The organism is Catenulispora sp. EB89 (genome assembly GCF_041261445.1).
Taxonomy (GTDB): domain Bacteria; phylum Actinomycetota; class Actinomycetes; order Streptomycetales; family Catenulisporaceae; genus Catenulispora.
The window spans coordinates 238,282-252,971 of record NZ_JBGCCU010000002.1; the positions used below are offsets into that span (position 1 = coordinate 238,282).

11 protein-coding genes are annotated in these 14,690 nt (G+C 72.0%); 9 read left to right on the top strand and 2 right to left on the bottom strand.

Annotation, left to right across the window (positions count from 1 at the left end):
* The first annotated feature begins 79 nt into the window (after positions 1-79).
* Together ABH920_RS04650 and ABH920_RS04655 are read left to right on the top strand one after the other, a co-directional pair.
* Positions 80-1,456 (top strand): cytosine permease, encoded by a 1,377-nt coding sequence (locus ABH920_RS04650; RefSeq protein ID WP_370347138.1) that lies wholly within the window; start codon positions 80-82, stop codon positions 1,454-1,456.
* The gene (locus tag ABH920_RS04655; RefSeq protein WP_370347140.1) at positions 1,453-2,565 is read left to right on the top strand and encodes a phosphotransferase enzyme family protein; all 1,113 of its coding nucleotides are present in this window, start codon (positions 1,453-1,455) and stop codon (positions 2,563-2,565) included. The genes ABH920_RS04650 and ABH920_RS04655 overlap by 4 nt, the downstream gene beginning before the upstream one ends.
* Before the next feature lie 12 nt (positions 2,566-2,577).
* Here ABH920_RS04655 and ABH920_RS04660 read toward each other — a convergent pair whose 3' ends face one another.
* The gene (locus tag ABH920_RS04660; RefSeq protein WP_370347142.1) at positions 2,578-4,107 is read right to left on the bottom strand and encodes a DHA2 family efflux MFS transporter permease subunit; all 1,530 of its coding nucleotides are present in this window, start codon (positions 4,105-4,107) and stop codon (positions 2,578-2,580) included.
* 305 nt (positions 4,108-4,412) lie between these two features.
* On the opposite strand from ABH920_RS04660, the gene ABH920_RS04665 reads away from it, so the two are divergent.
* Entirely contained in the window at positions 4,413-5,153 is a 741-nt protein-coding gene (locus ABH920_RS04665; protein ID WP_370347144.1) for a TetR/AcrR family transcriptional regulator, read from the top strand.
* Positions 5,154-5,296: 143 nt separating this feature from the next.
* A complete protein-coding gene (locus ABH920_RS04670; protein ID WP_370347146.1) occupies positions 5,297-6,046 on the top strand; it encodes a G1 family glutamic endopeptidase in 750 nt (249 codons plus the stop codon).
* 84 nt (positions 6,047-6,130) lie between these two features.
* On the opposite strand, the gene ABH920_RS04675 is transcribed toward ABH920_RS04670, so the two are convergent.
* Positions 6,131-8,128 (bottom strand): DUF2510 domain-containing protein, encoded by a 1,998-nt coding sequence (locus tag ABH920_RS04675; RefSeq protein WP_370347148.1) that lies wholly within the window; start codon positions 8,126-8,128, stop codon positions 6,131-6,133.
* A gap of 227 nt (positions 8,129-8,355) precedes the next feature.
* On the opposite strand from ABH920_RS04675, the gene gabT reads away from it, so the two are divergent.
* The 5 genes from gabT (at position 8,356) to ABH920_RS04700 (ending at position 14,690) form a co-directional block, all read left to right on the top strand.
* Positions 8,356-9,687, top strand: a complete 1,332-nt coding sequence (gabT, locus tag ABH920_RS04680; protein ID WP_370347150.1) for a 4-aminobutyrate--2-oxoglutarate transaminase — start codon at positions 8,356-8,358, stop codon at positions 9,685-9,687.
* Positions 9,688-9,840: 153 nt separating this feature from the next.
* Positions 9,841-10,758: an alpha/beta fold hydrolase gene (locus tag ABH920_RS04685; RefSeq protein WP_370347152.1), complete on the top strand. Its 918-nt coding sequence runs from the start codon at positions 9,841-9,843 to the stop codon at positions 10,756-10,758.
* Between the two features lie 25 nt (positions 10,759-10,783).
* A complete protein-coding gene (locus ABH920_RS04690; protein WP_370347154.1) occupies positions 10,784-11,308 on the top strand; it encodes a hypothetical protein in 525 nt (174 codons plus the stop codon).
* Positions 11,309-12,207: 899 nt separating this feature from the next.
* Complete coding sequence (locus ABH920_RS04695; protein ID WP_370347156.1) at positions 12,208-13,020, top strand: class F sortase; 813 nt, start codon at positions 12,208-12,210, stop codon at positions 13,018-13,020.
* Between the two features lie 152 nt (positions 13,021-13,172).
* Complete coding sequence (locus tag ABH920_RS04700) at positions 13,173-14,690, top strand: MFS transporter (RefSeq protein WP_370347158.1); 1,518 nt, start codon at positions 13,173-13,175, stop codon at positions 14,688-14,690.

Sequence of the window (14,690 nt, forward strand, 5' to 3'; positions counted from 1 at the left end):
ACGTCGCCGGTCCGCGGCGCCATCGCCGCTGATCGCCCTTCGAACAGCGGTGCGCGCGCCCCGTACCATGGAGCACGCCATGACGACCACCACCACGCCGGCCGAGGCCGCGCCCTCCGCAGAGGCCCCGCTCCGCCTCACCACCGAGGCCCCGCGCACCCTCTCCTTCAGCGACCAGTCCGCGTTCTGGGCGAACCTGGGCGTCAGCCTGATCGGGTTCTCCTCGGCCGCGGTCGTGCTGGTCCCCACCGGCTACTCGCCGCTGCCGGTCCCGGCCTCGCTGCTGGCGCTCGCGCTGGGCACCGTGGCCGGCATGGTGATGACCGCGCTGGCCGGCGTGGTCGGCACCCGCACCGGCGCCCCGGCGATGACGGTGCTGCGCGGGCTGTTCGGCACCAAGCTGTCCTGGCTGCCGAGCCTGGCGAACATCTTCCAGCTGATCGGCTGGGGGGTGTACGAGATCACCGTCATCGTGCAGGGCGTGGACGCCATGACCGGCAAGGTCCCGCGGCCGCTGGTGGTGGTCGCGGCCGGGGCGTTGTGCACGTCGATGGCGATCTGGCCGCTGGCGGTGCTGCGCGTGCTGCGCAAGTACGTGACCGGCGCGGTCGCCGTCGCCATGCTCTACTTCACGGTCCAGCTGCTGCGGAACCCGATCCCGCACCAGAGCGGCACGTCCTGGAGCGGCTTCTTCCCGGCCGTCGACGCCGCGCTCGCGCTGTCGGTGTCCTTCCTGCCGATGGCCGCCGACTACATGCGGCACGCGCGCAGCTCCCGCCAGGCCGGCGGCGCGGCGGTGCTGGGCTACAGCATCACGCAGTTCTGGTGCTACGCGATCGGCATCGTGGCGCTCTTGCAGGCCCCGAACGCCGACGTCTTCCACACCATGCTCGGCGTGACCGCCGGCTGGCTCTTCTTCCTGGTGCTGGTGCTGCGCGAGTCGGACCAGTCCTTCGCGAACGTGTACTCCACCGCGATGTCGATCCAGAACCTGCTGCCCCGCGTCGACCGCCGGATCCTGGCCGGCGGGGTCGGCGTGCTGGTCACGGTGATCGCACTGTTCGTCCACGACCTCGGCGGCTTCGCGAACTTCCTCGGGCTGATCGGCTCGGTCTTCGTGCCGCTGGCCGCGGTGGTCGGCGTCGACTACTTCCTGGGCCGCGGCCGCCAGGGCCGCTGGGACCTGTCCGAGCGCTCCCCGGCGCGGCCCGCGATGCTGCTGCCGTGGGCCCTGGGCTTCGTGGTCTACCAGGTGCTGAACCCGGGCTCGGTGGACTGGTGGGCGCACGGCTGGATGCACGTCCAGGACTGGGTCCACGTGCACCCGGGCTGGTGGGCCTCGGCCTCGCTGTACTCGTTCGCGGTGGCGGCGCTGGTCACCGGTGCGATCGTGGCGCTGGACCGGCGGCGCGCCCCGGGAGTCTCGATCCCGGCGCAGGCCGAGGGCTCTGCGTGAGCGACGACGACTTCGTCTTCGGCATGGGGGCGGAATCGATCGTGCGGCGCGACTGGCCGAGCCTGGCCGCGGAGGAAATCGAGGCGGTGCTCGGCGAGGAGATCGCCGGGATCGAGTGGCGCAGCCCGCGTCCGCTGTCGACGACCGCGCGCATCCGCCTGCCCGACGGCCGGCGGCTGATCGTGAAGCGGCTGCCCTCGGCCCTGCGCACCCCGGAGGCGCTGGCCGAGGAACACGGCTTCATGGACCATGTCCGCGAGCGCGGCATCCCGGTCCCCGCCGCCTGGACCGCCGGAGTCCGCGGCGACTTCGTCTATGAAGTCCAGGAACTCGGGATCGGCGAGGACCTGTATCAGAGCACCTTCTCCTGGTCCCCCTACTCCCCGAGTTCCCACGCCGCTCCCGCCGGAGCAATGCTCGGCCGCCTCCACATCGCCGCCGAGGGCTATTCAGCCCCACCCCGCCCCTGGCGCCCCCTGAAATCCGGCTTCTCGCTCTTCGGCTCGGCAGACCCGATCGCGGCCATCGAGCAGATCGCCGACGAGCGCCCACACCTCGCCGACTTCCTGGCCGCCCGCGACTGGCGCTCCGACATCGAGCGGTTCCTACTCCCCTTCCACCGACGCCTGAGCCGCGACCTCAGTCCGCTCTGGACCCACAACGACTGGCACGGCACGAACCTGCTCTGGTCCGCCGACCGCGACGACCTGTCCGTCACCGCGGTCCTCGACTTCGGCCTCTCCGACCGCACCGCCGCCGCCTACGACCTGGCCATCGCGATCGAACGCTTCGCCGTGGACTGGGTCGGCCTGCGCGACGGCGGACCCGCCAACGTTCCCCAGCGCGAACTCCGGTCCTTCCTGCGCGGCTACACCTGGGTCCGACCGCTCAGCGCCGCCGAGTCCGCGGCACTCCCGAACCTCTTCCCGCTCTGCCACGCCGAATACGAGCTCTCAGAGATCGACTACTTCCTCTCGGTCGTCCCCGGCGGCAGCGAGAAGAACGCCGAGATCGCCTACCGCGACTGGCTCCTCGGCCACGCGAAATGGGCGGAGTCCGAGGAAGGACAAACCTTCCTCGGACTCCTCGGAGGGGACACGCCGGCCTGAGACCGGCCCCTCTCAGTGCCCCTCAGCCTCCTGGGTGTGCTTCGACATCGTGAACGCGACGGCCCAGGCGACCACCAGGATCGCCGCGCTGATCGCGAACACCAGGGTCGCGGCGGCCGGGACGCTGGTCATCATCGCGCCCGCCTTGTCGAAGAACACCGTGCCCAGCGCGGCGATCCCGAAGGCGCCGGCGAGCTGCTGCATCGCGTTGAGCAGGCCCGAGGCCGAGCCGACCTCGGCGTCGTCCAGGTCGCCCAGCACGGTGCCGAAGATCGGGCCGAAGATCAGGCCCATGCCCATCCCGGAGACCAGCAGCGGGACGATCAGGGTCCAGCTGGTGGTGGTCGCGCCGTAGGTGTGGACCAGCAGCGCGGAGATCACCGTGCCCAGGGACATGACCAGCATGCCGGCCTGGAGCGTGCGGCGCGGGCCGACCTTGGGCATCAGGGCCTGCGAGGCGCCCATGGAGACGATCGTGCCGATCGACCAGGGCAGCATCGTCAGCCCGGCGTGCAGCGCGCTGTAGTGCAGGCCGACCTGCAGGAACAGCGTGTAGACGAAGAACACGCCGCTCATCGCCGCCGCGAAGGAGAACAGCACGGCGATGCCGCTGACGAACGAGCGCTTGCGGAACACGGTCGGCACCACGAACGGGTCGCGGCCGAGGGCGTTGCGGCGGCGCTGGTGCAGCGCCAGCACACCGAAGGTGGGGACGGACGCGGCCATCATGGCGAACATCCACGCCGGCCAGCCCGCCTCGCGGCCCTGGACCAGCGGGTAGACCAGCAGCATGACGCCGGCGGTGGCCAGCAGCATGCCGACGATGTCGAGCTTGGGCTTGGCGCCGTCGGCGGCGTGCTCGTCCCGGGGCAGCACCTTGCTGCCGAAGGCCAGCGCGGCGATCCCGACCGGCACGTTGACCAGGAAGATGGCGCGCCAGCTGAGCCCGAACAGGTCGGCGCCGACCAGCCAGCCGCCCAGGATCGGGCCGAGGGTCGCGGCCAGGCCCATCATCGGGCCGAAGATGCCGAAGACGGAGTTCATCTTCTCCGCCGGCACCATGGCCCGCAGCATGCCCAGGCCCTGCGGGATCATCACCGCGGCGAAGGCGCCCTGCAGGATGCGCGCGCCGATCAGCTCGCCCGAGCTCTGCGCCACCGAGCACAGGACCGAGCCGACCAGGAAGCCGCTGATGCCGACCTGGAACATCCGCTTGCGGCCGAAGACGTCGCCGAGCCGGCCGCCGGTGGTCAGCATCACCGCGAAGGCCAGCGTGTAGCCGGCGACGATCCACTGCAGGGCCGAGGTGGAGGCGCCGAGGTCGGTCCGCAGGACCGGGCTGGCGATGTTCATGATCGTGGTGTCGAGCAGGTCCATGATGTCGGCGCCGATGATCGCGAACAGCGCGAGGATCACGGCCTTGCCGAGCTTGGACTTGGCCGGACTTTGGGCGTCTTGTGAAGCCTGCCCGTCCGGTGAGCCGGGAGGCGCGCCGTCGGAGTGGTCGACGGTCTGGTTCGAGGTGTCGATCGTGCTGGTCATGGTGGTCCCCCTCCGGGACGGATCCGCGGAGAGTGGTCCGCAGATGACGGGAAAATCTGGTTGAACGTTGTTCGAGACGAGCGAACGCCGTTCGGTGGGTTGCGTCATCACGATATATCTCGTGTGCCGGATGTCAAGCTATATCGCGAACCTCGGATCTGCGTCCGATGTCCTCACGAACGCCGTTCGTGGTTCTACGAACACCGTTCTACACGCGAACATCGTTCGAGTCAAACGCCGTTCGAGCTTCCGAACGCCGTTCGTCAGGCGTACAGTGTTCGGAAGAAGGAAGGGAGCCAGACCCGATGGCGAATCCAGCAGCACCGAACGAGACTCCGGAAGCGCCGGTCCCCCCGTGGGAGCGCACGCGCAAGGTCAAGGCGACCGCGCGCACGCCGCTGAGCCAGGAGGCGATCGTCGAGGCGGCGCTGCGCATCCTGGAGTCCGACGGCTACGACGCGCTGTCCATGCGCCGCGTCGCCGCCGATCTGGGCACCGGCGCCGCGTCCCTGTACGCGCACGTCGCCAACAAGGACGAGCTGCTGAAGCTGGCCATCGACCGGGTGTTCGGCGAGGCCGAGATCCCCGAGCCGGACCCCGAGCACTGGATCGAGCAGCTGCGCGACGCGATGCGCCAGACCCGGCGGATCCTGCAGGCCCACCCCGGCCTGGCCCGCTCCATGCTCGGCCGGGTGCCGATGGGACCGAGCGGGATCCGGCTGGTCGAGGGCTTCATGGGCCTGCTGCGGGCCGGCGACCTGCCGGACAAGGTGGCCGCCTGGGCCGGGGACGTCGTCTCGCTGTACGTGGTCGCCAGCGTCTTCGAGGACGACGTCCGGTTCTCCGTCCACGGCGAGACCTCGCAGGAGGACGTCGAGAAGTGGGCCGGCGAGATGAAGTCCTACGTCAAGTCCCTGCCGGTCGAGACGTTCCCGAACATGGTGGCGCTGGCCGACCCGATGTTCGAGACCGGGGGCCCGGACGGACGGTTCGAGTTCGGCCTCGACCTGATGCTGCGCGGTCTGGCCTCGCACGCTCGGCACTGACTCCCAGGCTCGATACAGATCCGGCGCACCGACAGCGAAAGCAGGCGCGGCCTGGCGAATCAGGCTTTTGTGCTTTTCAGGGCAGACATCTTCAAAAGGGTTACCTAGTCTCCATCTCAGCACACAGAGATTGGAGACACAGGATGTCTTCTCCCCGCCGCCGGGCCGCGGCCGCGATAGCGCTCTCCGGAGCGATATCCGCAGCCCTCATCTCCACTCCGGCAGCGTCTGCGGGCATCGTGGAGGGCACCGCGCTGGCCGCGCGGCCGGCCACCCCCGATCTGCCCGACAGCACCTCCGCGAACTGGGCCGGCTACGTCGCCACCGGCGGCGGCTACTCCTCCGTCAGCGCCGCCTGGACGGAGCCGGGCGTCTCCTGCCGATCGCAGACCACGTACGCGTCGTTCTGGATCGGCCTGGACGGCGACGGCAGCAACTCGGTCGAGCAGATCGGCACCGAGGCCGACTGCTCCGGCGGCCGCGCCTCCTACTCCGCGTGGTACGAGATGTATCCGAACGGCCCGGTCGACGTCGCGGGCCCGATCTCCCCCGGCGACGCGATCCACGCCTCGGTCACTTACAACGGATCCGGCCGCTTCACCCTGGTCATCGGCGACCGGACCAGGGGCTGGTCGCACACGTTCACGCCGCACCTGGACAACCCGGCCCTGGCCTCCGCCGAGGTCATCGCCGAGGCCCCGTCGGACGCCTCCGGCGTGCTGCCGCTGTCCGACTTCGGGGCGGTGGGTTTCACCGGCGCGAGCGCCGACGGCAGGGCGCTGGGCGCGTTCCGCCCGGACCCGATCACCATGGCCGACGGCGGGACCACGAAGGCCGCTCCCAGCCCGATCTCGTCGGGCGGGGACTTCACGGTGACGTGGCACGCCGGTTGAGCGGGGGCGGCGGCAGCGGCAGCGGTACCGGCGACAGCGGTCGCGGCGGCGGCGACCGGTCCGGCCGCCGCCGGCCGCGCAGGTTCAACCGCGCAGGTCGACCAGCACCGGCGGCGTCCGGAAGCCCTCGGCCGTGGCCAGCGACACCAGGGCGTGGCCGGTCGGGATCTCGTTGATGATCTCCGAGGGCGACCAGACGTAGCGCTCCACCGGCCGGGTCGCCACCGAGCGCTGCTGCGTCACCGACGAGCCGCCGGTCAGCGCCAGCAGCTGGCCGGGCCGCCGGGCGTTGCGGCCCATGGACTGCACGCTGCGGCGCCGCTCCGGCGGCCCGGTGATGGTGCCGGAGCGGGTGGTGTTCTCCTGGCCGGTGGTCACCGTGGTCTCGGCGACCCATTGTTTGCCCCAGAAATCGGCGATGTAGGAGGCGTCCTGCGGGTCGATGCCCGCGAAGACCGCCTTGCAGCCGGTATTGGCGAAGACCGTGGCCCGCAGGTCCTCGGGGAACTCGCGCATCGACTGGGCCAGCAGGATCAGGCCCGCGTTGGCCGCCCGGGCCCGCTGCAGGCCCTGGACCACGTACTCGTCGACGAAGCGGCCGGCGTCGTCGACGATCAGGCCCTTGAAGATCGAGCGGTCGACGTCCGGCGCGGACACGGTCTGCACGAACTGCGAGACCGCCAGCCGCGCCAGGATCCGCGCGGCCTGCGGGTAGGCGCCCTCCGGGAGGGCGATGCGGACCCGCATCGGCTTGTCGATCTGCCGCATCGAGAACTTCTGCTCGCCCCGGCCGTCGAACAGCTCGATCAGCGCCGGCCGGTCCAGCAGCCGCAGCCGCTCCACGAGCAGCCGGGGTCCGCGGCCCTCGGCCAGTTCGCCGATCAGCTCCTTGAGCGTCGGGTAGCGGCTCTCCCGCTCGCGGAACCAGCTCAGCGCGGCGTCCAGGGCATTGTGCGCGGCGGCGTCGGCCTCCGGCTCCACGCCCGGCGGCAGCAGCGCGCCGGCCAGCCGGTCGGCGGCCTCGGCCGGGTTGCGCGCGCCGCCGTAGAGGTCGAAGCCCCAGCGCGAGTCCGGGTCCAGTGGGTCGATGTCGACGTCGAAGAAGCCCGGCAGCGCGTAGTCGCCGTGCGGGTCGATGACCACCACCGAGGCCATGTTGGTCAGCGTCTGCAGGCCCAGCAGCTCCACGATGGGCCGCGCGAAGCTGCGGGTCTTGCCGCTGCCGGTGGGCCCTATCACCAGCAGCGAGGTGCGCAGGACCTCGGCGTCCAGGGCGAAGGTCTGGCCGGCGTGGGTCGCCGGGTTCTTCGCCGAGGACGACGCCACACCCAGGCGCACCTGTCCGGTCATCAGGTCGTGCTCGCCGAGCCGGGCCGGCAGGTCGCGCTGGCCGGAGGGGTGCAGCCAGGCGTGCGGACCGGCGTCCTCGATCTCGGCGGCCACCGCGGCGAGGCGGTTGTCGTCGCCGCGCGCCTGCCGGATCACCCGGACCACGCGGACATAGTCGACGTCGGTGAGCTCGCCGTGGTCGGCGGCGGAGTCCAGCCGGCTGGCGGCCGCGACGTGGCCGGCCTGGCGCAGGTCCACCCACATGTCGGGCTTGGGCGGCGGCGGGGCCTTGCGCTTCTTGCCCAGGCCGGGCAGGGCGCCGAGGCGGTCGCCGTGCTGGGCCCACAGCACCCGGCCCACCGGCACCCAGCCGCCGGCCCACCCGCAGGCGCCGAGCACGGCGACGAGGTAGATCAGCCACAGCAGCGCACCGCTCAGGCCGATCGAGGTGAGGACTATCGACGCGGGCACCGCGAGCACCACGCCGGCCAGCGGCGCGTAGAGCAGGTATCGCAGGGCCCGCTGCCGGGCCTCGCGGGTGACCCGGACGGCGGCGGCCGCCTCGGGGTCGCGGCCGTAGGCGAAGACCCCCGGCACGTCCACCAGCCGCGGGCCGTGGACCCAGGACTGCACGTCGGGCCGGGTGCGCTCGGTCCATTTGGTCCCGGTCCAGTAGCGCACCTGCGGTGCTCCGGAAGGGTCGGCGTACCAGCCGGGCGGCAGCGGGCCGGGGCCCTGGCCTTCAGTCGTCACACGTTCTGTGTATCAGAACTACGACGCGGTGAAAGGGAACGGCGCCCGGCTGCTTCGCGGACGCTCGCCCGACGCTTCCGGCACGGCCTCGGCGCGGCGTTCCCACTCGCCAATTCGGCTCAACCCCGCCACCGGACCCGCCACCGCGTCCTGTGCCGGGCCGTCACGGCGCGCTTAGGCTGCGAGGGAACCGCGCGACCGATAACCACCCAGGAGGCACAGGGACAATGAACGAGCTCAAGCAGGAACGGCGTCTCGTCACCGAGATCCCCGGCCCGAAGTCCCGCGAGCTGTTCGAGCGCCGCAACAAGGTGGTCGCGCGCGGCATCTCCACGACGCTGCCGGTCTTCGTCACCGACGCCGACGGCGCGGTGCTCCTGGACGCCGACGGCAACCAGCTGCTGGACTTCGGCTCCGGCATCGCGGTGACCTCGGTCGGGCACGCGGACGCCAACGTCGTGCGCCGGGCCTCCGAGCAGCTGGCGAAGTTCACCCACACCTGCTTCATGGTGACGCCCTACGAGTCCTACATCGCGGTCTGCGAGGCGCTGGCCGAGCTCACCCCCGGCGACTTCGACAAGCGCTCGGCGCTGTTCAACTCCGGCGCGGAGGCGGTGGAGAACGCGGTCAAGATCGCCCGCGCGTACACCAAGCGCCAGGCGGTCGTGGTCTTCGACCACGGCTACCACGGCCGCACCAACCTCACGATGGCGCTGACCGCCAAGGTCGCCCCGTACAAGGACGGCTTCGGCCCGTTCGCCCCCGAGGTCTACCGCGTCCCCATGGCCTACCCCTTCCGCTGGCCCACCGGCCCGGACAACGCCGCGGCCGAGGCCCTGGAGCAGACCAAGACCCTGATCGAGAAGCAGGTCGGCGCGCACAACGTGGCCGCGGTCCTGATCGAGCCGATCCAGGGCGAGGGCGGCTTCATCGTGCCCCCGGACGGCTTCCTGCCGGGCCTGGCCGACTGGTGCAAGGAGAAGGGCATCGTCTTCATCGCCGACGAGATCCAGTCCGGCTTCTGCCGCACCGGCGACTGGTTCGCGGTCGACCACGAGGGCGTGGTCCCGGACCTGATCACCACCGCCAAGGGCATCGCCGGCGGCCTGCCGCTGGCCGCGGTCACCGGCCGCGCGGAGATCATGGACGCCGCCGGCCCCGGCGGCCTGGGCGGCACCTACGGCGGCAACCCGGTGGCCTGCGAGGGCGCGCTCGGCGCCATCCAGACCATGAAGGAGCAGGACCTCCCGGCCCGGGCCCGCGCGATCGAGGCGCAGATGGTCGGCCGCCTGACCAAGCTGGCCGCCGCCGACTCCCGCATCGGCGAGGTCCGGGGCCGCGGCGCGATGATCGCCGTCGAGCTGGTGCAGCCGGGCACGAAGGAGCCGGACGCGGCGCTGGCGGCCGCGGTCGCGAAGAAGTGCCACACCGAGGGCGTCGTGATCCTGACCTGCGGCACGTTCGGGAACGTGCTGCGCTTCCTGCCCTCGCTGGTGATGAGCGAGGCGCTGCTGGACGAGGGGCTGACGGTGATCGAGGGGGCGTTCGCCGCGGTCTGAGATCACACAGCGCGGCGGCACCGCGGCCGGTACGGAATCCTCCGTACCGGCCGCCTCCTTTTGCCGCCCCTCCTCCGGACCACCCAGCGCGCGCGGCCCGATACGCGGCGTTAGCGTCGCGATGTACCGCCGCACGATGAGGGGAGCCCTGAGATGCCCGACCTGGGTCGCGGTTCCGGCTCCCCGCTCGGTTCCGGCTCCCCGCTCGCGCCGAGTCGGGAGGCGGCGGTCTGGCTGGCCACCACGCCCGACGGGACGGAGCTCTTCCTCCGCGAGTGGACACCGGCCCCGGCCATCACCCCGCGCGGCTCGATCCTGCTGGTCCACGGCCTCGGCGAGCACAGCGGCCGGTACCGGCGCCTGGCCGGGTTCCTGACCGAGAACGGGTATCGCGTACGGGCCTACGACCACGCGGGCTTCGGCCGCTCGGACGGAGCACGCGGGCACATCCGGCGTCCGCTGTCGCTGGTCGACGACCTGGCGACGGTCTTCGAGGACTTCGACGCCGTGGTGCGCGGCGAGGACGCCACCGCACCGCCGCCACTGGTCCTCGGGCACAGCATGGGCGGCTGCGTGGTGGCGCGCGCGCTGAGCGGCGGACGGCTGCACCCGACGGCGGCGGTGCTGGCGTCACCGGCGGTCGGCCAGCACGCGGCGGGCATGCAGAACGCGGCACTGCGCATGGCGGAGTTCCTGCCGGCTCGCCTCACGGTGCCGAACGGCCTCCCGAAGAGCGCCCTGTCGCACGACCCGGCGGTCGCGGCGGCGATGCGCGAGGACCCGTTCTGCCACGACCGCATCTCGGCGGCCCTCGCCCACTTCGTCTTCGACGAGGGCGAGCGCGCCGTCGCGGACGCGGGCCGCGTCCCCTGCCCGGTCCTGCTCCTGATCGCGAGCGCGGACCGCGTGATCGACCCGGCCGGCGAACGCCGCCTGGCCGCGGCACTCCCGGCCGCGACGACCCGCGTGGAGGAGTTCCCGGGGGCGTACCACGAACTGTTCAACGAAGCGGAGCCGACGCGCGCGTTCGCACTGGACGCGCTGCGCGGGTGGTTGGAGGGGCTGAAGTGAGCGTGCGAGAGACGGAGGCCGGCTGGTGAGGGTTCTGAGGGTTCTGATGGCGACGGCGAGCGCCCTGCCGCTGGCGGTGGCTGTGGCGACGGGTACGGCGATTCCGGCGCGGGCCGAGGACAAACCCGCCAACCCGACAGTCCAACCCAACCCGGCCACCCCCGGCACCCAGGTCTGGGTCTACGACGCCAACGAATGCACAGCCCCCAGCGGCACCGCGACCTCCCAGGCCCTGACAGCCCCCATCGCCCTGGTCCCCCTGGCCAACATGACCGGCGGAGGCGGCACACTCCGCCAAGGCCTGCCCGCGGGCACGTACACCATCACCCTGCACTGCGGCAGCACCCTGACAGCCACCCTCCACGTCGACACCCACGGCACCACACACACCGCGGCCACCCCCACCGGCGCCGCCGCAACCGGCGACGGCTCCGCCGAAGACCACCTCGGCATAGGCGACGCAGCAGTCGGCAGCGCATTCCTCATAGGCGGCCTCGCCTTCGCCACCGCCTCCTTCATCCGCCGCCGCCGCGCCACCCCGCGCGGATGAGCGAACCCCCGGTGGTCGGCATCCCGATCGGCGGCGCCGTTACCGACCAGCAGCCCAAGCCGAGCCCGCACCCGGCATCGCGCGCCGAAGATACGCCGAGCCATTCACCAGCCAACTCCCGACCACGGGTGTCCAGCACCGGCAGCGGCACCGCGAGCCGCCTCCTTGCGGCCGCGCGCAACACCGGCGATCCACCGCAAGCCGCCGAGCCGCCTCCCGACAGCAGCCTGGCGCGAAGCCCGGGCACGCTCGCAAGCACGGGGCTACCAGGCGATGCTTCTCCGCACATCTCGCCAACGGCCGCACAGCCTGCCGAGCCCGGACGCCGCCCGGCCCGAGACCCTAGCTCGCTTGCACACACCGGACTGCCCAACGACACATTGCCCGACAGCTCACCAGCAGCCGCACAGCCCACCGAGCCCGGACGCCGCCCGGCCCGAGACCCCAACTCGCTGGCAGACACCGGACTGCGCAGCGACACATCGCCCGACAACTCGCCAACGGCCGCACAGCCCGCCAAGACCGGACGCAACCTGGCGGGCAGCCCCGGCACACTCGCAGACACCGGACTGCCCGGCGATGCCTTGCCGGACGGCTCTCCAGCAGCCGAGCAGCGCGCCGAGCCCAGCCGCAGCCTGGCGGGCGGCCCCGGCACGCTCGCAGACACCGGACTGCCCAGCAACACATCGCCCGACAACTCGCCAACGGCCGCACAACCCACCGAGCCCGGCCGCGGCCTGGCGCGAGCAGCCAAATCTCCTATCGGCCCCGAGCCGCACGGCGCGGCTCGCCTCAGTCGGCTGCCGCGAACAGATGACTCATTCGCCGGACCATCCACCTTCGCCGGCGCTTCTGGCCGCACCGAGCTGCTGTGCCCTGCCGGTTCGTCGCCCGCGAACTTGCCGGCCGTCGGGCTCCCCCCATCAGCGCCGATCTTCCACACGATCGGCGAGCCCGGCCAGACCGCGGTGTCGGGCGCCGGTGTCATTGCACCCGGCTCGCACGTCGAGGTCGGCGTCCACGGCAGGGCGCGGCCGTCCGGCGGGGCACCCGCGCAGCTGGACTGTGCGGCGAGCGAGGTGCGGCATCCGGGGCGGGCGCTGGCTTTCGCGTCGGTGGTCGCCGTGGTCATCGGGTCCGGCTTCCTCATCCGTGCGCTGACTCTCGCCGATCCTGTGCCGCCGCCGTTGCCTCCGGCGTGGGCGGGGCGGGCTGTGGGTGCTGTCGGGCATCGGGCTGCGCCGCTGGGGTACGCGCGGCCGACGCGGGTCACGGTGGGGCGAGTGGGCATTCACGCCGATGTGCTCGCGGTGGGGTTGGCGCGGGATGGTGAGGTCGGGGTGCCGCCGGCTCGGGAGCCGTTGAAGGCTGCCTGGTACGACCGGGGTCCGGCGCCGGGGCAGGCGGGGCCCGCGGTGATCACCGGGCATGTGGATTCGCGGTTCGCGCCGGGGAATCGGGCGGCCTTCTACGAGCTGGGGGCGGTGCGGCCCGGGGATGATGTCGAGGTGGCTCGGGCTGATCGGCGGGTCGCGGTGTTCCGGGTGGACTCGGTCGCGCTGGTGCCGAAGACCGGGTTTCCGACGCGCGAGGTCTACGGCTCCACCGGCTATGCGGCGCTGCGCCTGATCACGTGCGGTGGCCACTACGACCGGCGGACCGGCTACGCGGACAACGTCATCGTCTACGCGCACCTCGTCGGGTCGCGCTGAGCGATATCGCGCCGGCGGCCCGATAAGGCACCGCCGCCGCGCCCCGCCCTGCCCGGCCGCGCCCGCCATGCCCCGCCCCGCCTCGACATGCGGCAGCGGCGGCCCCGGCATAGCGTCGGTTGCATCGATCTGTCGCCCAGGAAGGGACCGACATGGCATCGCCGTCGGAGAGTGCGACGACCCCGTCCCAGGGCGCCGAGCAGGCCGTCGAGGACACCGAATACGGCCCGCGCGTCAACCACGAGTGGATGATCCTCGGCGTGGTCAGCCTCGCGCAGCTGATGGTGGTCCTGGACGCGACCGTGGTGACCATCGCGCTGCCGTCCGCGCAGCACGACCTGGGGTTCACCAACGCCTCGCGGCAGTGGATCGTCACCGCGTACGCGCTCGCGTTCGGCTCGCTGCTGCTGGTCGGAGGGCGGTTCGCGGACCTGTTCGGGCGGCGGACCGCGCTGATCGGCGGGCTGGTCGGGTTCGGGGTGGCCTCGGCGCTGGCCGGGATCGCGCCCAACGTGGGCATCCTCATCGGCGGCCGCGCGCTGCAGGGCCTGTTCGGCGCGTTGCTCGCGCCGGCCGCGCTGAGCGCGCTGACCACGACTTTCACCCGGCCGGCGGAGCGGAACCGGGCCTTCGCCGTGTACGGGGCGGTCGCCGGTGCCGGCGGTGCCATCGGGCTGTTGCTCGGCGGGCTGCTCACCGAGTACCTGAACTGGCGCTGGACGCTGTTCATCAACCTGGTCATCGCCGGTGTCGCGCTGCTCGGCGCGCTGGCGTACGTGCCCAACCACCGGCCCGCGGGCCGTCCGACGCTGGACCTGCCCGGCACGGCCTACGCCTGTTCCGGGTTGTTCCTGCTGGTCTTCGGCTTCTCGCGGGCCGAGGCGAAGGGCTGGAGCTCGCCGCAGTCCTGGGTCAGCCTGGTCGTCGGCTGCGTCCTGCTCGTGGTCTTCGTGCGATGGCAGCGCCGCGCGACGCATCCGCTGCTGCCGCTGCGGGTCGTGGGCGAGCGCAACCGCGGCTCCTCGTACCTCGGCATGTTCATCACCGGCGCCGGGATCTTCGGCGTCTTCCTGTTCCTGACGTACTACATGCAGCAGATCCTCGGCTATTCGCCGGTCAAGACCGGCCTGGCCTTCCTCCCGATGGTCGCCGCGCTGATGGTGTCCGCGCAGATCGCCACGATCACGCTGCTGCCGAAGATCGGCCCGCGGCCGGTGGTGCCGCTGGGCATGCTGCTCGGCGGGCTGGGCATGCTGTGGCTGACCCGGCTGGACCTGAACAGCAGCTACGCCCCGCACATCCTGCCGCCGCTGCTGATCCTCGGCTTCGGCATGGGCCTGATCTTCGCCCCGGCGATGGCCATGGCCACGTACGGCGTGAGCGCCGACGACGCCGGCGTCGCCTCCGCCATGGTCAACACCTGCCAGCAGGTCGGCGGCTCCATCGGCGTGGCATTGCTGTCCACCCTGGCGGCGAGCGCGGCGACGAACTACGCCAAGGGCAAAGCGGCCTCGGCGCAGGTCACCGCGCAGGCCAACCTGCACAGCTACGCGACCGCCTACCGCTGGTCCGCCGCGTTCTTCTTCGTCGGCATGGTGGTGTGCTTCTTCCTCTACCGATGGGGCGCGCCGAAGGGCGATCCAGAGCTTCAGAGCAGCGTGCCAATGTAG